Here is a 20848-nt window from a genome sequence, read left to right as displayed (position 1 = left end):
GTCTAATCCACGGCGTGGTGCCGCTGCACGCGCTCCGACACGCGCTGGCGCAGGCGCAGGCGGGCCGCATCCGTCAGCATCCGCCCCGCCCAGCGGTAGACGTTGAATTCGTGCACCGTGCTGCGCAGGCTGGCCATGCGCTCGCGCTGCTCCGCCGGCGGCATGGTCAGCGCCTGCTGCAGCGCGTCGGCCGTTTCCTCCACGTGGTACGGGTTGACGATCAGCGCCTCGGGCATCTCGCGCGCCGCGCCGGCGAAGCGGCTGAGGATCAGCACGCCGCGCTCGTCGTCGCGGGCCGCGACGAACTCCTTGCACACCAGGTTCATGCCGTCGTGCAGGCTGGTCACCAGGCACACGTCGGCCGCGCGATAGAGCTTGTTCACCTCCTCGTGCTCGTGGTGCTGCGCGAGCAGGCGGATCACCGGCGCCTCGGGCCGACCGAAGCGGGCGTTGATGCGCTCGGTGGCGCGCTCGATGCGCTCGCGGAAGCTGCGGTACTCCTCCAGCGCGCTGCGCGAGGGAGCGGCCACCTGCACGAAGGTGATGCGATCCCGCCACTCGGGGTACTTCTCGAGCATGCGCTCGACGGCGTTGAGGCGCTCGAGGATGCCCTTGGTGTAGTCGAAGCGGTCCACGCCGACGGCGACCCGGTGCGCGTGCGGGATGCCGAGCCGCTCGAACACCTCGGCGCGGCACTGGCCGGGGCTGGGCCACTCGCGCGCCGCCTCCGGCGAGGGCCACTCGATCGAGATCGGGTAGGCCTCCACCAGCGTCTGCTCGCCGCCGAAGGAGATGGTGGAGTGCTCGTGCTCGATCCGCGCTTCGAGGTAGCGGTCGACCGTCTCGATGAAGTTCTTGCAGTGGAAGCGCGTGTGGAAGCCCAGGATGGTGCTGCCCAGCATCCCTTCGAGGATCTCGCTGCGCCAGGGGCAGATGCCGAAGGACTCCGGGTTGGGCCAGGGGATGTGCCAGAAGGTCAGGATAGTTGCGCGTGGCAGGCGGCGCCGCACCATCGCCGGCAGCAGCGCGAAGTGGTAGTCCTGCACCAGCACCACCGGGTCCTCGCTGCGCGCCTCGGCCACCACCGCATCGGCGAACAGCTGGTTCACGGCGCGGTAGTGCTCCCAGTCGCCCTCGCGGAACACCGGTCGCACGTGCGCCACGTGGCACAGCGGCCAGAGCCCTTCGTTGGCGAAGCCGTAGTAGTAGCCCTGCTCCTGTTCGGGGGTGAGCCAGATGCGGCGCAGCAGATAGTCCTGCTGCCCCGGCGGCAGCGCGACGCGGTCGTGCCGGTCCACCGCCTTGCGGTCGCCGCTGCCGCTGCCGTGCGCGATCCAGGTGCCGGAGCAGGCGCGCATCACGGGCTCCACCGCCGTGACCAGGCCGCTCGCCGGCCGGCGCACCACCAGCTCGCCGTCGTTCACCTCGTGCGTGTAGGGTTCGCGGTTGGAGACCACGATCACCTCGTCGCCGCGCAGCTGCGTGCGCAGCAGCGCCTGCAGCCGCTCGGGTCCCCACACGTCCTCCGGGCGCTGCGCGCGGCGGTATTCGTCCTCCAGGTCGCGCAGCCGCTGCCGCAGGTCGGCGGCGAGCGGGGCCAGTTCCGGCGCGGCCGGGACCATGGGACGCACCAGCCCTTCGCCGCGCAGCAGCGCGCGCGCACCCGAGACCCAGCCGCGCCAGCTCAATTGCGCGACCACCACCGTCACCAGCGCGATGGACGCGCCCAGGATCGCGAAGAGGATGATCATGTACTTGCGCGTCTGCTGGCTGCGGCGTTCGATGAAGCTCAGGTCGTGCATCAGCACCAGGTTGCCCGCGGGGCCCGCCTCGCCGGTGATCGTGTGGAAGCTGACGTGCACCGGCCCGCCCTCGATGTGCAGCTCGGCGTCCTTGCCGGCCGCCACCTCGCGCGCCTCCTCGCAGGTGAGGCTGTCGGGGAAGCGCTGCGTGTGCCGCAGCACCTTGCCATCGACCGAACACCAGCCGATCGCCACCAGGCGTTCGTCCTGCAGTGCGCGCTCGAACAGCGCCTGCAGGCGGCGGCCGCGCGGTTCCTGCAGGGCGTCGGTGAGCGAATCCGACAGCGCATTGGCGACCAGCGCGCCGCGCATGTCGAGGTCGCGCGCGAACCAGCGCAGCGTCAGCTTGTCCATCACGGGCAGCGCGAGGTAGGCGGTGGCGGCGAGGATGATCACCAGCGGCACCAGGAAGCGCAATTGGAGGCGGAAAGTCTTCATGAGGTCCGTCACCCGGCGTGGCCGGATGTGTTTGGACGACTGTAAGCCCGCTTGGTTCTGCGGGGGGCCGGGATTCAGACCCAGACCTGCAGCACGTAATCGTACGGCGCCTGGCTGTTGAACAGGTCCACGCGCTGCAGGCGGATGCGCAGCTGCCCGGCATCGTCGCGCACCAGCGTGTGCCGGTAGCTGCCGCCGAAATGCCGGACCTGGTCGCGCCGCAGCTCCATCATGTGGAAGCGCGAGCGCACCTGCAGCTGCTGCCCGTCGCCTGCCTCGATGACGACGTGGCTCACGAGGTGGCTGGTGGCCCACTGCGGGGCCTGCGACCACGCGTTCGGATGCGTGACCCGGCCCCGGCGGATCTCCATCATCTGCCTGTCCTCGGCGAAGATGGAGGGCGAGCCTTCCCAGTCGGACTGCTCCGGCGTGATCGGCATCCAGTACACGCCGGCGGCGTCGAACAGGTCGATCCACGCCTGCCAGTGCTTGCCGTCGAGCAGCTCCGCCTGGCGGTAGAGGAACTGCTCCACCTCGCGCTGCAGGTCGAGCCCGGCGGAGAGGCCCGGGCGCGGCAGCGTCGGGAGGGTCCGGGCGCCCGCGGCGCCGGAGTTCGCCGCCTCCTGCGCCACCAGGTGCTCGAAATCGGGCCCGGCGTCCGGGATCGCGCGGCTCTCGTTCATCGCGGGCTCCTCATTGCGCCATGTAGCCGGTCCAGGCCCGGAACTGGTTGCGCATGACCGCCTCGGACGTTCCGTGCCGGGACGCCACCACGCCGTCCTCCTCCTGGTCGTCGCCGTACCAGCGGTGGAAGCTGACCCAGTCCAGCCCGTTGGACTGCAGGCCCCATTGCGCGCGGGTCCAGTTCTCCAGGTCGTCGGCGTTGATCATGGTGGCCGGCGAGTTGACCAGGTTGAAGTACCACAGGCTGCGGCGGTAGATCGCCTCCGGCGCGCCCTTCAGGCGGAAGTGCCAGATCTCCGACAGCGTCCGGTCCGGCGCGATCGGCCGCAGGCAGCGCAGTTGCTGCAGCGGGCTCTGCACCGACAGGTAGGGGTACACCAGCACGTGGTGGATGCTGCGTGACAGGTACTCCTCCATCTTCTCCTTGCCGTAAGCCCGTTCCAGCAGCGCCTCGTAGGCCTTGGTGTCGGCGTCCTGCGGACGCAGGCCCATGTAGGCCTTCAGGATGCCGTGGCCGCGCGGGAAGTTGAGGGTCTGCACGCTGTCCCACTGCGCGAAGCTGGAGGCGAAGGCCGAGAGGTAGTGGTAATAGAGGGGCGGCGTGCCGCCCTCCGCCTTCAGGCGCCGCTCGACGCGGCTCGCCGCAATCCCGGTGGACTGGTGCGTCACGGACGGGTGCAGCGCGTCGAGCTGGTTCTCCATGAAGAACTTCCAGTTCGACTGCTGGATCACGCGGTGGCACCAGGGCACGACCTCCACCTCGCCCTCGGGCGAGCGGTCGCACATGTCGTCGAAGGCCACCTTCGCCTCGCCCAGGAATTCCGGCAGCGAGGGGCCCTCGGCCGCGAGGCTGGCGAACACGAAGCCGCGGTAGCTGTCCACGCGCGCCGCGCGCTTCATCGAGCAGTCCGGGTTGTCGCGCGTCATGCGCGTGTTCTCGTAGCCCTGCGCCAGCGGGATCGCGCGCACGCGGCCGTCGAGGTGGAAGCTCCACGCATGGTAGGAACAGACCAGCGCGCTGCCGGCATTGCCGCTCTGGTTGCCCACCACCTGCACGCCGCGGTGCGGGCAGCGGTTGTACAGCACCTGGATGCTGCCGTCCGGCTGCCGCACCATCAGCATGGGCTGGCGCCCGATCGTGACCGCGTGGTAGTCGCCCGGCGCCTTGACCTGCGAGGCGTGCCCGCAATAGACCCAGGCCCGCTCGAAGATCCTTTCCATCTCGGCATCGAAGATCGCCTGGTCCGTGTACACGGTGCGGTGCACGCGGTCCGGCTCGACGAGGTGGTCGACTTTCATCGGAAGAAGGCCTCCATGCTGGCGGAGACTGCGCAGGCTGCTCTCGTCGCCCGCGGGCCAACACTGGTGAAAACCCTGAACGCCGGCGCCCGCCGGACGTCGCGTCTCCCTGAATTGACCCCGCCCGCCCCTGCGGCTAGTGTCTGCCCCACCGCAAGGAGACCAGACCATGGAAAGACGCACCCTCGTGCGGGCTGCGGCCGCCCTGCTCGCCACCGGCCTGGCCGGAGGAGCGGCCGCGCAGGAAGTCACCCTCCGGCTCGTGAGCGCGTTCGCCGAGAACGGCATCTACGTGCAGCGCCTGCAGCCCTGGATCCAGAAGTTCAACGCCGAGGGCAAGGGCCTCCTGCAGATCAACTTCATCGGCGGCCCGCGGGCCATCCCCACGTTCGAAGTCGGCAACGCGGTGAAGACCGGCGTGGTGGACCTGGCGATGTCCACCGGCGCGTTCTACACCAACGTGATGCCCGAGGCGGACTTCCTCAAGCTCACGCAGGTGCCGATCGCGGAGCAGCGCAGGAACGGCGCCTGGGAGGCGATCAACCAGGTGTGGAACGAGAAGGGCAACATGCAGTACCTGGGGCGGATGGTGGAGAACCAGCCCTTCCACATCTACGTGAACAAGCCGGTGAGCAAGCCGGACCTGACGGGGCTGAAGATCCGCATCACGCCCGTGTACCGCGACTTCTTCCAGGCCCTCAACGCCAACGTGATCACCACCGCGCCGGGCGAGGTCTACACCGCGCTGGAACGCGGCGTGGTCGACGGCTACGGCTGGCCCATCGGCGGCATCTTCGACCTGAACTGGCAGGAGAAGACCAAGTACCGCATCGACCCCGGCTTCTACGACGCCGAGGTTTCGCTGGTGATGAACCTGCCGGCGTACCGCAAGCTCACGCCGCAGCAGCGCGACTTCCTGCAGAAGCAGGTACTGGCGCTGGAGGGCGAGAACACCTTCTGGACGAAGTACGCGGCGGACGAGGCCGCGCGCCAGGAGAAGGCCGGCATCCAGGCGATCCGCTTCGACGCCGCCAGCTCCAAGGCCTTCGTCGACAAGGCCTACCAGGTGGCCTGGGCGAGCGCCGAGAAGCAGAGCCCGGACGTGGCGAAGCGCTTCAAGCCGCTGTTCGCGCCCAAGTGAGCCGCGCCCGCTTCGAGCGCGGTTTCGGCTCCCTCCTCGCCGGCCTCGCCTGGGCCGGCGCCCTGGTCCTGCTGGCGATGATGCTGGTCATCGTCGGCGACGTCGCGCTGCGCAACATCGCGGTGCCGGGCCTGCCGCGCGGGCTGGCCTGGAGCAACGAGGTCTCCGAGCTGATGCTGTACCTGCTCACGATGTGCCTCGCGCCCTGGATGCTGCGGCGGGGCCAGCACATCCGGGTCGACGTGCTGCTGCAGGCGCTGCCGCGCCGCACGGCCTGGATGCTGGAGTGGGTCGGCGACGTGCTGGGGCTCGCGTGCTGCCTCGTGATGACCTGGTACGGCGCGCGGGCGGCGCTCGCGAGCCACGCCGCGGGCGCCGTCAACATCAAGACGCTGGTCACGCCGGAATGGTGGTCGCTGGCGCCGCTGCCCATCGCCTTCGCCCTGCTGTCCGTGGAGATGCTGTTCCGCATGGCGCGCCTGCACGCGGGGCCGCGCGCGCCGCGCCACGACGCGGTGAGCACGGGATGAGGAGGCGCCCTCCATGAGCGGTTGGGGCCTGGCGGCCTGGCTGATGCTGGGCGGCTCGACGCTGCTGCTGTTCATCGGCATGCCGGTGGCCTTCACCTTCATGACGGTCAACATCGCCGGCGCCTGGCTCTACATGGGCGGCGAGGCGGGGCTGGCGCAACTCGCGCGCAGCAGCGTGAGCTCGGTCGCGGCCTTCTCGCTCACGCCGATCCCGCTGTTCATCCTGATGGGCGAGATCCTGTTCCACAGCGGGCTGGCAGTGAAGGTGATCGAGGGCATCGAACGCCTGATCCGCAAGGTGCCGGGGCGGCTGGCCGTGGTGGCCGTGGTGGCCGGCACCGTGTTCTCCGCCATCTCGGGGTCCACCATCGCGACCACGGCCATGCTCGGCTCGCTGATGCTGCCGGTGATGCTGGCGCGCGGCTACCACCCGACGCTCGCCACCGGCCCGATCATGGCCATCGGCGCGGTCGACATGCTGATCCCGCCTTCCGCGCTGACGGTGCTGCTCGGGTCGCTCTCCGGCATCTCGATCTCCAAGCTGCTGGTGGGCGGCGTGCTGCCGGGGCTGATCCTGTCGGTCGCGTTCGTGCTCTGGATCGTGGCGCGCGTGAAGCTCTCGCCCGGCCTCGCGCCGGCGGAAGAGGAACAGCCCGCCTACGCCGGCTGGGAGCGCTTCCGCCCCTTCGTGCGCTACGTGCTGCCGACACTGTCGATCTTCGCCGTCGTCGTGGGCGCGCTCACCCTGGGGTGGGCCACGCCGACCGAATGCGCCGCCGTCGGCGCCTTCGCGACGCTCGTGCTGGCGGTCGCCTACCGCTCGCTGACGCGCGAGGTGCTGATGAAATCGCTGCAGGGCACGGCGGCGATCTCGGGGATGATCCTGTTCATCATCGTGGGCGCCACCACCTTCGCGCAGATCCTGTCCTTTTCGGGAGCGAGCAGCGGGCTGGTGCAGGCGATCACCGGCCAGGGGCTGTCGCCGGGGCTGATCGTGGGGGGCATGATGCTCACGCTGATCTTCCTCGGCGTCTTCGTGGACCAGGTCAGCATGATGATGATCACCCTGCCGATCTTCATGCCGATCGTGCAGGGGCTGGGCATCGACCCGGTCTGGTTCGGCGTCATGTTCCTGATCTGCATGCAGCTCGGGCTGCTGCTGCCGCCGCACGGACTGCTGCTCATGACGATGCGCGGCGTGGCGCCGCCGGCGGTGACCATGGGCCATATCTTCCGCGCCGTGGTCCCCTACGTCGCCATGAGCCTGCTGCTGCTGGCGGCGGTGTTCTGGATCCCCTCGATCGCCACCTGGCTGCCGGCCCGCATCGGCTGAAGCTTCGTCCGCCTCCGGGCGGCCGAGCGACAAAACAGCGGTTTGTGCGGTTGACTTCGGCGCCTGGACCGCTAGCCTGCAGGCATCAAGAGGAGCCGAGGGGAAATTCCATGCAATCACTGCGTGCCGTGCACACGGGCACCGCTGCGGCCTTGCTGCTGCTGGCCGGCGGCGCCGCCTTCGCCCAGGACCGGTTGCCGCCGGGCCCCGGGCGCGACGTGGTCGCGGCGAAGTGCTACGCCTGCCATGCCTTCGAGGCACGCGTGGGCAACGGCTACACGGCCGAAGGCTGGCAGACGGTGCTGCGGATGATGACCAACCACGGCGTCGAACTCGCCCCGGCGGAGATCGCGCAGGTCACCCCCTACCTGGTGCAGAACTTCCCGGAGAAGAACAAGGTTCCGGCGGTGATCGTCCCCGGCCCGGTGCAGGTGACCATGACGGTCTTCCAGTCCGGCATCACGCCGGGATCCCGGCCCCACGATCCGCTGGCGGCCCGCGACGGCTCCCTCTGGTACACCGGCCAGATGACCAACACGCTGGGGCGGGTCGACCGGAAGACCGGCCAGGCGAAGGAGTTTCCGCTCAAGACCCCGCATTCCGGCCCCCACGGCCTGGTGGAGGACCGCCGGGGCAACATCTGGTACACGGGCAACACCGGTGCGCTGGTCGGCATGCTCGACCCCCGGACCGGCGCCGTCACCGAGTACAGGATGCCGGAGGCCAAGGCCGACCCGCACACGCTGGCGATCGACGCCCGCGGCCTGGTCTGGTTCACGCTGCAGAACGCCAACCAGGTGGGGCGGCTCGATCCGCGGACGGGCGAACTGAAGTTCGTCGCCATCCCCACGCCCGGCGCGCGCCCCTACGGCATGGCCTTCGATCCGCGCGGCGTCCTGTTCGTCGTGGAGTTCGGCACCAATGGCATCGCGATGATCAGCCCGGACAAGATGACCGTGCGCGAGTTCAAGCTGCCCGACGCGGGCTCGCGGCCGCGCCGCATCGCGGTCACGCCGGACAACATGGTCTGGTACACCGACTACGCCAAGGGCCGCCTTGGCCGGCTCGATCCCGCCACCGGCGAGGTGAAGGAATGGCCGTCGCCCGGCGGGCCGAAGTCGGCGCCCTACGCCATCTCGGCCATCGGCACCGTGCTCTGGTACAGCGAATCGGAAACCACGCCCAATACGCTGGTGCGCTTCGACACCGAGACCGGCAAGTTCCAGAGCTGGGCCATTCCGGGCGGCGGCAACATCGTGCGCAACACCTCGGTCACGACCGAGAACGACGTGGTGCTGGCGAACAGCCTGATGAATGCGGTGACGCTGGTGAAGCCCCAGCGCTGAGGCTCATTCGCGGCAGGCCGCACAACGGCCGAGCTGACGGACGCGCAGATCAGGGTTCTCCCGATGAACTTTGGTCTGCACGCCGCTAGCCTGCATCCCTCCCCGCCAAATTTTTCAGGAGGATGCATATGCGTGGACACCGTGCAATGAACCCGCGCACCGTCGCCGCCGGCGCGCTGCTGCTGGCCGCGGGCGCCGCCTCCGCCCAGCAGGCCCTGCCTCCCGGGCCGGGCCGCGACCTCGTCGCCGCCAAGTGCTACGCCTGCCACACCTTCGAGGCGCGGGTGGGCAACGGCTACACGGCCGAGGGCTGGAACACGGTGATGCGCATGATGACCAACCACGGCCTCGCGCTCACGCAGGCGGAGATCGCGCAGATCACGCCCTACCTGGTGCAGAACTTCCCGGAGAAGAACAAGGCGCCGGCGGTGATCGTGCCCGGTCCCCTCAACGTCGAGATGACCCTGTTCAGGACCGGCATCACGCCCGGGTCGCGCCCGCACGATCCGCTCGCCACCCGCGACGGCGCGCTCTGGTACACGGGCCAGATGACCAACACGCTGGGCCGCGTCGATCCGAAGACCGGCCAGGTGAGGGAGTTTCCGCTCAAGAGCCCGCACTCCGGCCCGCACGGCCTGACCGAGGACCGCCAGGGCAACATCTGGTACACGGGCAATGCGGGCGCGCTGGTCGGCAAGCTCGACCCCCGGACCGGCGACGTCACCGAATACAAGATGCCCGGCGGCAAGGGCGATCCGCACACGGTGCTGATGGGCCGCGACGGCGCGGTCTGGTTCACGGCGCAGAACGCCAACCAGGTCGGCCGGCTCGACCCGAAGACGGGCGAGATCAAGCTGGTCTCCATGCCCACGCCCGGCGCGCGCCCGTACGGCATGGCCTGGGATCCGCGCGGTAACCTGTTCATCGTGGAGTTCGGCACCAACGGCGTCGCGATGGTGACCCCCGAGACGATGGCGGTGCGCGAATTCAAGCTGCCCGATCCGGGCTCGCGGCCGCGGCGCATCGCGATCACGCCGGACAACAAGGTCTGGTACACCGACTACTCGCGCGGCATGCTCGGCCGCCTCGACCCCGGCACCGGCGAGGTGCGGGAATGGCCGTCCCCGAGCGGCGCGAAGTCGGCGCCCTACGGCATCTCGGCGATCGGCGACGTGATCTGGTACAGCGAATCGGAGGCGGCCCCGAACACGGTGGTGCGCTTCGACCCGAGCACCGAGAAATTCCAGAGCTGGGCGATCCCGGGCGGCGGCAACATCGTGCGCAACACCTCGGTCACGACCGATGGCAACTTCGTGCTGGCCAACAGCCTGGTCAATGCCGTCACGCTGGTGAAGATCCCGAAGTGACGGACGCGCCCTCGCGCCGCGGCTTCCTCGTGATCGCGGGAGCGGCCGCGGCGCTGCCCGGCGCCGCCTCCGCGCAGCCGTCTTCCGGCGATGTCCCCGGCAGCGAGCACTGGACGGTCAAGCGCACCGGCGGCCAGGACGTACGCCTCTTCCTTTGGCGCCGCAATGCCCGCACGCCGGGGCCACGGCGGGGGACGATGCTGTTCGTGCACGGCTCCTCCGTGTCGTCCACGCCGGTGTTCGACCTGGAGATCCCCGGACGGCCCGAGTCCTCCACCATGCAGTGGTTCGCCCGCAAGGGGTTCGACACCTGGTGCTTCGACTGCGAGGGCTACGGCCGCGCCGACAAGACCCGCCCCGTGAACGCGGACGTGGCCTGCGGCGCCGACGACCTCGCGGCGGCCAGCGAGTACATCCTGCGCACGACCGGTGCGCCGAAGCTGATGCTGTACGGCGCGTCGTCCGGCGCGCTGCGCGCCGCCCTGTTCGCGCAGCGCCATCCCGAGCGGGTGCAGCGGCTCGCGCTTGACGCGATGGTCTACACGGGCGAGGGCAGCCCCACGCTGGCCGAGCGGCGCAAGCGCCTGGCCAGCTTCCGCGCCAGCCACCGCCGGCCCATCGACCGCGAGATGATCCGCAGCATCTTCACGCGAGACCATCCCGGCACCAGCGACCTCACCGTGGTGGAAGCCTTCGCGGACGCGGTGCTGAAGCTGGACGACTCGGTGCCCACGGGGACCTACGTCGACATGTCGGCCAACCTGCCGGTGTGCGATCCGGCGAAGATCCCGGTGCCGACGCTGGTCATGCGCGGGCAGTACGACGGGATCGCGAGCTTCCGCGACCTGGCGAACTTCTTCGAGTTGCTGCCGAACCCGGACAAGCAGTTCATCGTGATGCCGGGCATCGCGCACACCAGCACGCGATCGAAGAACTACGCCGTGGCCTACCACGTGATCGAGCAGTTCTTCTCGCAACCGGCGCCGGTGTACACCGGCGCGTGACGCAGCGCGTCAGGCCAGCCTCTGCCGGCGATGCTGCAGGATGCGGCGCAGCAGTGCGACCACCACGCCGCCGGCCACCGCCGAGGCTCCCGCGGCGGCCGCCTCGAGGCCCGGCTTGTCCCACCAGGCGCGCGGCTCCAGCGCGTCGCGCCGGACCTCCTCGCTGCGCAGCAGGGCGCGGTTCCCCTCGAGGCGCACCGCGCCGGACACCTTGGGCAGCGGCACGGCCGGGCCCGCTGTTTCTTCTTCCGGCTCGACGGCGGCGGCCGTGGCGCACACCGGAGCGGCCCCCACCGGCGCGACCCCCATCGGCGCGACCCCCATCGGCGCGACCCCCATCGGCGCGACCACCTGCTCGGTATCGGCCGGAGTCCCCGTGACCGCGGTCGCCTTCGTGGCTTCCATCGCCGCCTGCGCGGCGTGGGAGCCGTGCTCCTGCGCGTACACCTTGGTGAACTCGGCACCGAGCAGGAAGATCTGCGCCGCGTAGTAGACCCACGCGATCAGGATCACCAGCGAGCCGGCGGCCGCGAAGGTCTCCGTCATGCTGCTCTTGCCCAGGTACAGGCCGATCAGGAACTTGCCGATCTCGAACAGGACGGCCGTGGTGCCCGCGCCCACCCACACGTCGCGCCAGGCGATCCGGACCGAGGGCATCAGCTTGTAGATCATCGCGAACAGCAGCGTGGTCGCGCCCAGCGAGACGACGAAGTTCAGCCCCTGCAGCAACGCCTCGCCGGCCGGCAGCATCCGGCTGGCGTAGGCGCCGAAGGCAGCCACCGCCGCGCTCACCGCGAGCGAGACCATCAGCAGGAACACCATGCCGAGGATCAGGCCGAAGGACAGCAGCCGCGAGCGCAGCGTGTTGAAGATCCCCTTTGGCTTCTGCGACGGCGGGACGTGCCAGATCCGGTCCAGCGCGCTCTGCAGTTCCGCGAACACCGTGGTGGCGCCCATCACGAGCACGGCGCCGCTGACCAGCCCCGCGAGCAGGCCCTTGTCCCGGTCGCTGGAAGCCGCCACCAGGCTCTGCACCAGCGACGCGCCGTCGTTGCCGATCAGGCCGGACAGCTGCGCCACGATCTGGCCCTGCACCGCCTCGCGGCCGAACACGGCGCCGGCCACGGCGATCACGATCACCAGCAGCGGCGCCAGCGAGAACACCGTGTAGTACGAAATGGCGGCACCCATGCTGGGCGCGTAGTCCTCCGACCAGGCCTGGGTCGCCTTGACGATGAGCCGGAACAGGTGAGCGGGACGCATCATGCGGGAGTCCTCCAGTCCACCCCCCGTTGTAGCCCGCGCGCACCAGTGGGCGGTGTCGTCCGCCGCAGGCAGGGAGCGTCGGATGAAGCTAGGAAGCCGGCTCAGCCTCCGGCGGGTAAACCCGCTTTGCGCGCCCCCGGCCCGGCCCGCACGATGCCGTGCCATGAAGATCACCTCCATCACGGCCATCCCGGTCTCCTACCGCCTGCCCGAGGGCAGGACGGTGACCATGGGCATCGGCAGCACGCTCAAGCGCGACGCGGTGATCGTGCGCGTGCAGACCTCGGAAGGCCTCACCGGCTACGGCGAGGCCCATCCGGGCCGCAGCCCGGGCGCGATCGCCAGCCTGATCCAGAACACCCTCGCGCCCCTGCTGGTGGGCATGAAAGCCACCGACGTGGTGGGCGCGTGGCAGCGCGTGCACCGCATGCAGCTGTCCAGCCACGGCGTGGGCAGCGGCGCCGCGCTGGCGCTCTCCGGCATCGACATGGCGCTGTGGGACATCCGCGGCAAGGCGGCCGGCATGCCGCTGTACGCCCTGCTGGGCGGCAGCCGCCGGCGCCTGCCGGCCTATGCCGGCGGGATCGCGCTGGGCTACCAGCCGAAGGAGTCGCTGGCCGACGAGGCCGCGGAGTACGTGGCGCGCGGCTACCGCGCGCTCAAGCTGCGCATCGGCGACAACCCGCGCGACGACATCGCGCGCGTGCTGCACGTGCGGCAGACGCTCGGCGACGAGGTCGACATCCTCACCGACGCCAACACCGCCTACACCCTCGCGGACGTGCGGCGCGTGCTGCCGCTGCTGGAGGACATCCGCGCCGGCTGGCTGGAGGAGCCCTTCGCCTGCAACGACTTCGCCTCCTATCGGGAGGCCGCGGCCATCAGCCGGCTGGTGCCGATCGCGGCCGGCGAGAACCATTACACGCGCTTCGAGTTCGCGCAGCTGCTGGAAGCCGGCGCGGTGAAGGTGTGGCAGCCGGACCTGTCCAAGTGCGGCGGCATCACGGAAGGCCTGCGCATCGCCGCGATCGCCTCGGCCTGGCGCATCCCGATCCACGCGCACAGCTCCGCGACCACGATCAACCACGCGGCCACCATGCACTTCCTGGCCGCGATCGAGAACGCCGGCTACTACGAAGCCTGCGTGTCGAAGTTCAATCCCTTCCGCGACCTGTTCGGAGACATCGCGCGCATCGGCAGCGACGGCTGCGTGCAGCCGCCCGAGGGCCCGGGCCTCGGCATCGAGGTCAACGAGTCCGTGTTCGCGAAGTACCCCCTCATCGACGGCCCCGGCTACGTCGTCAAGTTCTGAACCTCCAGGAGATTTCGGCATGCCCCACGTGAGCAGGAGAACCTTCGCCCTTGGCGCCGCGGCGCTACTGGCAGGCACGCGCGCGCAGGCGCAGAACTTTCCCGAGCGCACCGTGAAGTTCGTGGTGCCCTACCCGCCCGGCGGCTTCAACGACACGCTGGCGCGCGTCTCGGCCGACAAGCTGACGAAGATGTGGAACCAGCCGGTGGTGGTGGAGAACAAGCCGGGCGCCAACACCACGCTGGGCAACAGCCTGGTCGCCAAGTCGCCGCCCGACGGCTACACCATCCTGATCACGCCGCTGCCCTTCTCCGCCCTGCCCGGCCTGTACGGCGCCAACCTGCCCTACGACGCGCTGAAGGACTTCACGCCGCTGGTGTGGGCGGGCAGCACGCAGAACGCGCTGGTGGTGCGCAACGACCTGCCGGTGAAGGACGTGCAGGAACTCCTGGACTACGCGCGCAAGAACCCGGGCAAGCTCAACTACGGCTCCACCGGCTCGGGCTCGTCCAACCATCTCTCGATGGAACTGCTGATGCGCATGACGGGCGTGAAGCTCGCGCACATCCCCTACAAGGGCAGCGCGCCGGCGGTCACGGCGCTGCTGGGCGGAGAGATCGACGCCCTGTTCGACAACGTGCCCAACGTGCTGCAGCACATCAAGGCCGGGAAGATGAAGGTGATCGGCGTCAGCGGCCTGCAGCGTTCGCCGCTGCTGCCCGAGGTGCCCACGGTCAACGAGTCCGGCGTGCCGGGCTACGAGGTGAACGTGTGGTTCGGCATGCAGCTGCCGGCCGGCACGCCCAGGCCCGTCGTCGATCGCCTGAACCGGGACATCGTGCAGCTGCTGAAGGAACCCGACACCGTGCAGCGCTTCCGCGCGCAGGGCGTGGAGGTGGTGGCCAGCACCCCCGAGGAGTTCCGCGCCTGGGTGGGCAAGGAAGTCGTCAAGTGGACTCAGCTGATCAAGGACGCCAACATCCGCATCGAATGAAGATCACCGACGTCACGCTCACGCTGTTCGCCTGGGACGGCATTCCGGCAACCAGCTACGGGGCGCACACGGGCAAGTTCGCGGGTGCGAGCCAGCTCGGTCTGCTGGCGATCGAGACCGACGCGGGACTCACGGGCCACGCCTTCCTCGGCTCCGCCTTCCACGCGGCGGACATGGACGGGCCCGGCCTGGTGCGCTACCTCAAGCCGCTCCTGGTGGGACAGGATCCGCTCGCACGCGAGCGCCTGGGCAAGGCGATGTGGAAACGCGTGCGGACCACCACCGTGCGCGCCATCGGCGCGGTGGACATCGCGCTGTGGGACATCGCGGGGCAGGCCGCGGGTCTGCCCATCCACCAGCTGCTCGGCTCGTACCGCGATCGCATCCCGGCCTACATCAGTTCGGCCGTCCTCGCGAGTCCCGAAGCCTATGCGGAGGAGGCGCTGCACTACCGCGCGCAGAAGCTCGCCGCGTACAAGATCCACCCGCCGCAGCAATGGCGCGAGGACATCCGCGTGTGCGAGGCGGTGCGCCAGTCGGTCGGCGACGACTACCTCCTGATGCTGGATTCGGTGTGGAGCTACGACTACCCGGCGGCCCTGCGCGTGGGGCAGGCGATCGAGCGCCTCGGCTTCCACTGGTACGAGGACCCGCTGGCCGATGCGGACATCTACAACTACCTCGAGCTGAAGAAGCACCTGCACATCCCGATCCTGGCGACCGAGTACCCGGCGGGTGGGCTGGATTCCTACACGCCGTGGGTGAAGCAGCGCGCCACCGACTTCCTGCGCGGCGACGTCGCGGTGAAGGGCGGCATCACCGGCTGCATGAAGGCGGCGCACCTGGCCGAGGCCTTCCACCTGAACTTCGAGGTGCACCACGGCGGGAACTCGCTGAACAACATCGCCAACCTGCACGTGATCATGGCGCTGCAGAACACCGAGCTGTTCGAGGTGCTGCTGCCCGCGGCCTCGCAGAAGTACGGACTGGTGGAGGACATCGAGATCGATGCGGAGGGGTTCGTGCATGCCCCGATGGGACCGGGGCTGGGCGCGAGCATCGATTTCGAGCTGGTGAAGCGCAAGACCGTCGCGGTGCTGCGCTAGTCACGCCGCCGGTGGTGCGACGCTCGCGCCCTGGATGCCGTGGCGCGCGAGCGCCTGGGCGACGAAGCCGCCGGCCTTCATCTCCTCCACGAAGGCGCGCAGCGCGGCGGCGGTGGCCGGCCGGTCGTCCGGCACGCCGGTCGCCTGCTGGATCACCATGAAGCGGCCCGGGAGCAGGCGCAGGCCGCCGAGTCGGGCCGCGTCGCCTTGCAGTTGCTGCTTCACCCCCGCCGCAACTTCGGCCCCACATTGCAGGAAGTGCTCCACGACCGCGGGCGAGGTCGGCGCGCGCACGATTTCCGCCTGCTTGAGCTCGCGCGTGAGGTACAGGTCGTAGGCGCTGCCCTGGCCCACCACCACGCGGGTGCCGGGCCGGTCGACCTCCTCGTTGGCACGCAGCGGCGACGCATCCTTCACCAGGTAGGCGCCTTCGATCAGCACGTAGGGCGCGGTGAAGGCGATGCCCTCCGAGCGCTTCGGGTCGATGGCGAAGAAGCCCAGGTCGGCCTTTCGCGAACGCACCGCCTCCACCGATTCGCCGGCGGTAGGCAGGACGAGCAGCTCCACCTCCACGCCGAGGCGCTGCGCGAAGGCGCGCCCGAGGTCGACCGACACGCCGGCCGCGCCGTCCTCGCTGCGGCGCGCCAGGATCGGATTGCCGACGTTGATCGACAGGCGCAGCTTGCCGGTCGGCGCGGCTTCGGCCGCGAGGCTGCTCAGGGGGTGCATGCGTTTCCTTTCAGGCCGCCAGCGCCGTGCGCTCCTCGGCGAGGGTCTTCTCCAGGATGGCGGGCCCTGCGATTGTTCCACCAGTCCGGCAAGGTGCGAGGCCGCGGAGACCACCGCGGAGCGCGGCTCCGCGGCCGCTTCGCTCAGAAGCCGGGGACCACCGCGCCCTTGAACTGCGTCTGCACGTACTGGCGGACCTCCTCCGACTGGTAGGCCTTCACCAGCTTGGCCACCCAGGGCTTGTCCTTGTCCTGCTCGCGCACAGCGATCAGGTTGACGTAGGGGCTCTTGGCGCTTTCCTGCGCGATGGCGTCCTTGCTGGGATGCAGGCCGGCGGGGATGGCGAAGTTGGTGTTGACGGCGGAGGCGTCGAGGTCGTCCAGCGAGCGCGGCAGCTGGGCGGCTTCCAGCTCGATGAACTTCAGCTTCTTCGGGTTCTCCACGATGTCCAGCGGCGTGGCCTTGAGGCCCGCGTTGGGCTTCAGCTTGATCACGCCCTGGTCCTGCAGCACCAGCAAGGCGCGGCCGCCGTTGGTGGGATCGTTCGGGATGCCGAAGCGCGCGCCTTCCTTCAGGTCCTTCAGGCTCTTGACCTTCTTCGAATAGATGCCGATGGGGAAGTTGACGGTGTAGCCGACCGACGTGATCTTGTAGCCGCGGTCCTTGACCTGCTGGTCGAGGAAGGGCTTGTGCTGGTAGCTGTTGGCATCCAGGTCGCCGCCGGCGAGCGCCGCGTTCGGCTGGATGTAGTCGGTGAATTCGACGATCTGCAGCTTGAGGCCGTCGCGCTCGGCGACCTTCTTCACCTGCTCCAGGATCTGGGAGTGCGGGCCGGCGGTGGCGCCGATCTTGATCGGCTTGTCCTGCGCGAAGGCGGCGCCGGTCGCGGCGGCGATGGCGAGGGCGAGGGTGGACTGGAGAAGCGTGCGCTTGTTCATGGCGTGTTTCCTTGGAATGGAGGAGAGGGAGGCGATTACTTGTGGCTCAGGCGCCGGACCGCCCAGTCGCCGAGGCTCTGCACGGCCTGCACGAAGGCGATCAGCACGACGACGACCGCCAGCATGATTTCCGGCAGGAAGCGCTGGTAGCCGTAGCGGATCCCCAGGTCGCCCAGCCCGCCGCCGCCGATGGCGCCGGCCATGGCCGAATAGCCGGTCAGGCTGACCAGGGTGATGGTGAAGCCGCCGACGATGCCGGGCAGCGCTTCGGGCAGCAGCACCTTGAAGACGATCTGCCAGGTGGTGGCGCCCATGGCCTGCGCGGCCTCGACCAGCCCGTGGTCCACCTCGCGCAGCGAGGCTTCCACCAGCCGCGCGATGAAGGGCGCGGCGGCGATCGTGAGCGGAACCACCGCGGCGGCGGTGCCGATCGAGGAGCCGGCGACCAGCCGCGTGAACGGGATGATCGCCACCAGCAGGATGATGAAGGGCGTGGAGCGCACCGCGTTGACCACGCCGCCGACGACGCGATTGATGCCCGCGTTCTGCAGCACGCCGCCGCGATCGGTCAGGCGCAGCAGCACGCCCAGGGGAATGCCGATCAGCGAACCGGCGAGGCCGGAGATGCCCACCATCAGCAGCGTCTCCCACAGGGAGCCCGCGAACAGTTCCAGCATGGCGGGGCTGAAGTCATCCCACATGGGCCACCTCCTCCACGTGGACGCCGGCGCCGCGCAGGTGCGCCGTCGCCGCGTCGATGCGTTCGCGCGCGCCGCGCGCGAACACGGCCAGCGAGCCGAAGGGCTGGCCCTGCACCTCGTCGACCTGGCCGTGCACGATGCTCAGGTCGATGCCGTGCTGGCGGACGATGTCGGACAGCAGCGGCCGGTCGGTGCCGCTGCCGGCGAAGGCCAGGCGCAGCAGCTGCGCTTCCTGCGCGGGGCGCCCGGTCATGAGGGCGCGGATGCGCGCCAGCACGCTCTCGGGCAGCGCCTGCGGGACGATCTCCTCGATCAGGCTGCGGGTGGTGGCATGCCGCGGGCGCGTGAACACCTCGATCACCCGCCCCTGCTCCACGATGCGGCCGGCGTCGATCACGGCCACGCGGTCGGCGACCTGCTTGATCACCTGCATCTGGTGCGTGATCAGCACGATGGTGAGGCCGAACTCGCGGTTGATCTGCTTCAGCAGGCCGAGGATGGAACGGGTGGTCTCCGGGTCGAGCGCGGAAGTCGCCTCGTCGGACAGCAGCACCTTGGGCCGGTTGGCGAGCGCGCGGGCGATGCCCACGCGCTGCTTCTGTCCGCCGCTGATCTGCGCCGGGTATCGGTCGCGCATGTCGGCCAGCCCCACCAGGTCCAGCAGTTCGTCGACGCGTTGGCGGATCTCGGCCGGCGCGACGCCCGCCAGTTCCAGCGGCAGCGCCACGTTCTGCGCCACCGTGCGCGAAGACAGCAGGTTGAAGTGCTGGAAGATCAGGCCGATCTCGCGTCGCGCGGCACGCAGCTGCGCTTCCGGCAGCGCCGTCAGTTCGCGGCCGCCGACAATCACCTTGCCGGCCTTGGGCCGGTTCAGGAGGTTGATGGTGCGCACCAGGGAGCTCTTGCCGGCGCCGCTGCGGCCGATGATGCCGAAGATCTCGCCCGGCGCGACGTCCAGGTCGATGCCGCGCAGGGCTTCGTGCGCGCCGTAGGCCTGGGTGATGCCTTGCAGTTGGATCATGAACAGTTTCTTTCGTGCGGACGCAAGCGCGCCCGGCCGCCTCGTGCGGGCGGAATGGGAGATGGAAACGGAAAGGGGAAGCGAAGGGAGCGCCGCAGGCGCTCAGGCGCTACATCGCGTGCGGGGACGCATTCGGATCGGAGCAGGTCCAGGACTCATGCAGCGCATTGTGATCGGGAAAACCCGGATCGCGAACCAACAAATTCTTGGATGCTTATTCCGCGGGGGCGGCTCCCCGCATTCGGGGCGCTTTCCCCGCCGGCGCGGCGTGAGGCCGCGCCGCGCCTCGGAAAACAGGTGGCGCGGGCCTTGCATGCTGACGTGCATCATGGAATCGCTGCGCCGCGCCCATCGCCTGACCCGCCTGCTGCTGACGTGGTTCGCGTTGTCGTTCGTCGCCGCGATGGCCGCGACCGTCCTGCATCCGCAGCGGATGGAACTGGTGTGCTCCGCCTCCGGTCCCGCCCGCTTGATCGTCGCCGGCGAGGAACCGGTCCAGGCGGCGGCGCACAAGCACGCCCAGGACTGCAGCCAATGCGTGCTGGCCGCCGCGCCACCGCCATCGCAGGACTTCGCCGTCCACCGGCTGCCCGCTGCGGCGCCCGTGTCCCTCCACCCTGACTCCATCGCGGCCGACAGGCCCTGCCCGTTCGCGGCGCGGGCTCCACCAGCCATCTGAATCGACGGGGGCCTCGCGCCCGCACCTTCGCTTCACCCAGATCTTGCGGGCATCGCGCGCCTCGCGCCGCTGCTCGCACCCCTATTGCCCCGATGGCAGGAGAAACTCCGATGAAACGTCTCGTCTTCGCCCTGGCCGCCCTGCTGCTGGCCGCTTCCTCTTTCGCCCAGGTCACCGTGAAGGATGCCTGGATCCGCGCCACGGTGCCGCAGCAGAAGACCACCGGCATCTTCATGCAGCTGAAGTCCGCGAAGGACATGAAGCTCGTCGCTGCCCGCACGCCCGTGGCGCGCGTGGTGGAGATCCACCAGATGATGATGCACGACGACATGATGCACATGCACGCCGTGGACTCGCTGGCGCTGCCGGCGGGCAGGGAAGTGGCCCTGCAGCCCGGTGGCTTCCACCTGATGCTGCTGGAACTGAAGGAGCAGGTGCATGCCGGAACGAAGGTTCCCGTGACCCTCGTGCTCGAAGGACCGGACGGCCGCCAGGAGACGCTGGACCTCCAGGCCACCGCGCGCGTTCTCAACTCCGCGCACCACTGAGCGACGGGAGGCGCAACGCCTCCCTCCGGCGAATTCCTGCAGCCCGCACCCGGCGGGCTGTCTCCTGCCCGACACCTGCAGTTGCATCGAAACAGACGGGGAGCACAATGGTGCGGCCCGGCGGGCCGCAGTCGCCCGGCGTCGCGCGAATCAGAAAACAGGAGGATTCCATGGACCGGAGGGAAGCACTTCAGGGTGTCGTGGCCTTGACCGCCGTCGCGGCGGCAGCCAATGCATCGGCGCAGCAGGAGCAGCATCACCATCATCACGGCGGCGGCAAGTACGCGGCGCTGATGGAAACGGCGGGGGATTGCGTCAAGACTGGCGAGACCTGCCTCACGCACTGCCACGACAGCCTGGCCACGGGCGACAAGAGCCTGGGCCAGTGCGCCAAGCGCGTGAGCGAACTGATGGCGGCCTGCAGCGCCCTGCGTTCGCTGGCGGCGCAGAACTCCCGGTTCGTGCCGCAGTACGCGCGGCTGACCATGCAGGTCTGCGATGCCTGCGAGAAGGAATGCCGCAAGCACGCCTCCAAGCACGAGTCGTGCAACGCCTGCGCGGAATCGTGCGCGGCTTGCTCCAAGGAGTGCAAGGCGCTGACGACCTGAGC

20 protein-coding genes are annotated in these 20848 nt (G+C 69.6%); 12 read left to right on the top strand and 8 right to left on the bottom strand.

The annotated features are described in order from the left end of the window. Window positions 1-2: 2 nt before the first annotated feature. The 3 genes from JJ685_RS15960 to JJ685_RS15950 all read right to left on the bottom strand — a co-directional run bounded on the left by JJ685_RS15960 (window position 3) and on the right by JJ685_RS15950 (window position 4223). Window positions 3-2240, bottom strand: coding sequence for an alpha,alpha-trehalose-phosphate synthase (UDP-forming) (locus JJ685_RS15960; protein WP_201675250.1), 2238 nt, complete (start codon window positions 2238-2240; stop codon window positions 3-5). Between the two features lie 74 nt (window positions 2241-2314). Beyond that, complete coding sequence (locus JJ685_RS15955; RefSeq protein WP_201675249.1) at window positions 2315-2923, bottom strand: aromatic-ring-hydroxylating dioxygenase subunit beta; 609 nt, start codon at window positions 2921-2923, stop codon at window positions 2315-2317. A 10-nt stretch (window positions 2924-2933) separates the two neighbouring features. Beyond that, entirely contained in the window at window positions 2934-4223 is a 1290-nt protein-coding gene (locus JJ685_RS15950) for an aromatic ring-hydroxylating oxygenase subunit alpha (RefSeq protein WP_201675248.1), read from the bottom strand. Between the two features lie 169 nt (window positions 4224-4392). Between JJ685_RS15950 and dctP the strand changes: the two genes are divergently transcribed. The 6 genes from dctP (at window position 4393) to JJ685_RS15925 (ending at window position 10944) form a co-directional block, all read left to right on the top strand. Further along, a complete protein-coding gene (gene dctP / locus JJ685_RS15945; protein WP_201675247.1) occupies window positions 4393-5364 on the top strand; it encodes a TRAP transporter substrate-binding protein DctP in 972 nt (323 codons plus the stop codon). Beyond that, window positions 5361-5894, top strand: a complete 534-nt coding sequence (locus JJ685_RS15940) for a TRAP transporter small permease (RefSeq protein ID WP_330901781.1) — start codon at window positions 5361-5363, stop codon at window positions 5892-5894. Before dctP ends, JJ685_RS15940 begins: the two co-directional genes overlap by 4 nt. Window positions 5895-5907: 13 nt before the next feature. Then, window positions 5908-7227, top strand: coding sequence for a TRAP transporter large permease (locus tag JJ685_RS15935; RefSeq protein ID WP_201675246.1), 1320 nt, complete (start codon window positions 5908-5910; stop codon window positions 7225-7227). Between the two features lie 110 nt (window positions 7228-7337). Beyond that, entirely contained in the window at window positions 7338-8573 is a 1236-nt protein-coding gene (locus JJ685_RS15930) for a virginiamycin B lyase family protein (RefSeq protein ID WP_201675245.1), read from the top strand. Between the two features lie 146 nt (window positions 8574-8719). Further along, the gene (locus JJ685_RS29855; RefSeq protein ID WP_236599020.1) at window positions 8720-9940 is read left to right on the top strand and encodes a virginiamycin B lyase family protein; all 1221 of its coding nucleotides are present in this window, start codon (window positions 8720-8722) and stop codon (window positions 9938-9940) included. Continuing rightward, window positions 9937-10944 carry an alpha/beta hydrolase gene (locus JJ685_RS15925; protein ID WP_330901780.1) on the top strand — a complete coding sequence of 336 codons (1008 nt, stop codon included), beginning with the start codon at window positions 9937-9939 and terminating at the stop codon, window positions 10942-10944. The genes JJ685_RS29855 and JJ685_RS15925 overlap by 4 nt, the downstream gene beginning before the upstream one ends. Before the next feature lie 9 nt (window positions 10945-10953). Here JJ685_RS15925 and JJ685_RS15920 read toward each other — a convergent pair whose 3' ends face one another. Then, on the bottom strand, window positions 10954-12210 hold the full coding sequence (locus JJ685_RS15920; RefSeq protein WP_201675243.1) for a YihY/virulence factor BrkB family protein: 1257 nt from the start codon (window positions 12208-12210) through the stop codon (window positions 10954-10956). Window positions 12211-12373: 163 nt separating this feature from the next. Between JJ685_RS15920 and JJ685_RS15915 the strand changes: the two genes are divergently transcribed. The 3 genes from JJ685_RS15915 to JJ685_RS15905 are packed head-to-tail and all read left to right on the top strand — an operon-like array spanning window position 12374 to window position 15622. Continuing rightward, window positions 12374-13522: a mandelate racemase/muconate lactonizing enzyme family protein gene (locus JJ685_RS15915; RefSeq protein ID WP_201675242.1), complete on the top strand. Its 1149-nt coding sequence runs from the start codon at window positions 12374-12376 to the stop codon at window positions 13520-13522. Between the two features lie 19 nt (window positions 13523-13541). After that, the gene (locus JJ685_RS15910) at window positions 13542-14516 is read left to right on the top strand and encodes a Bug family tripartite tricarboxylate transporter substrate binding protein (protein ID WP_201675241.1); all 975 of its coding nucleotides are present in this window, start codon (window positions 13542-13544) and stop codon (window positions 14514-14516) included. Further along, window positions 14513-15622 carry an enolase C-terminal domain-like protein gene (locus JJ685_RS15905; RefSeq protein ID WP_201675240.1) on the top strand — a complete coding sequence of 370 codons (1110 nt, stop codon included), beginning with the start codon at window positions 14513-14515 and terminating at the stop codon, window positions 15620-15622. The genes JJ685_RS15910 and JJ685_RS15905 overlap by 4 nt, the downstream gene beginning before the upstream one ends. Here JJ685_RS15905 and JJ685_RS15900 read toward each other — a convergent pair whose 3' ends face one another. From JJ685_RS15900 to JJ685_RS15885, 4 genes are all read right to left on the bottom strand, one after another. Continuing rightward, window positions 15623-16351: an ABC transporter substrate-binding protein gene (locus tag JJ685_RS15900; protein WP_201675239.1), complete on the bottom strand. Its 729-nt coding sequence runs from the start codon at window positions 16349-16351 to the stop codon at window positions 15623-15625. 143 nt (window positions 16352-16494) lie between these two features. Next, window positions 16495-17289 carry a MetQ/NlpA family ABC transporter substrate-binding protein gene (locus tag JJ685_RS15895; RefSeq protein WP_201675238.1) on the bottom strand — a complete coding sequence of 265 codons (795 nt, stop codon included), beginning with the start codon at window positions 17287-17289 and terminating at the stop codon, window positions 16495-16497. Between the two features lie 35 nt (window positions 17290-17324). Continuing rightward, on the bottom strand, window positions 17325-17990 hold the full coding sequence (locus tag JJ685_RS15890) for a methionine ABC transporter permease (protein ID WP_201675237.1): 666 nt from the start codon (window positions 17988-17990) through the stop codon (window positions 17325-17327). Beyond that, complete coding sequence (locus JJ685_RS15885) at window positions 17980-19011, bottom strand: methionine ABC transporter ATP-binding protein (protein ID WP_201675236.1); 1032 nt, start codon at window positions 19009-19011, stop codon at window positions 17980-17982. The genes JJ685_RS15890 and JJ685_RS15885 overlap by 11 nt, the downstream gene beginning before the upstream one ends. Before the next feature lie 328 nt (window positions 19012-19339). Here JJ685_RS15885 and JJ685_RS15880 point away from each other — a divergent pair, with 328 nt between their 5' ends. The 3 genes from JJ685_RS15880 to JJ685_RS15870 all read left to right on the top strand — a co-directional run bounded on the left by JJ685_RS15880 (window position 19340) and on the right by JJ685_RS15870 (window position 20846). Next, complete coding sequence (locus JJ685_RS15880) at window positions 19340-19690, top strand: hypothetical protein (RefSeq protein ID WP_201675235.1); 351 nt, start codon at window positions 19340-19342, stop codon at window positions 19688-19690. A 110-nt stretch (window positions 19691-19800) separates the two neighbouring features. Then, a complete protein-coding gene (locus JJ685_RS15875) occupies window positions 19801-20238 on the top strand; it encodes a copper chaperone PCu(A)C (RefSeq protein WP_201675234.1) in 438 nt (145 codons plus the stop codon). A gap of 170 nt (window positions 20239-20408) precedes the next feature. Beyond that, entirely contained in the window at window positions 20409-20846 is a 438-nt protein-coding gene (locus JJ685_RS15870) for a four-helix bundle copper-binding protein (protein WP_201675233.1), read from the top strand. Window positions 20847-20848 lie beyond the last annotated feature (2 nt).

This window comes from Ramlibacter monticola, from assembly GCF_016722785.1.
Classification (GTDB): Bacteria; Pseudomonadota; Gammaproteobacteria; order Burkholderiales; family Burkholderiaceae_C; genus Ramlibacter; species Ramlibacter monticola.
This window is presented reverse-complemented; position numbering and strand designations above follow the sequence as displayed.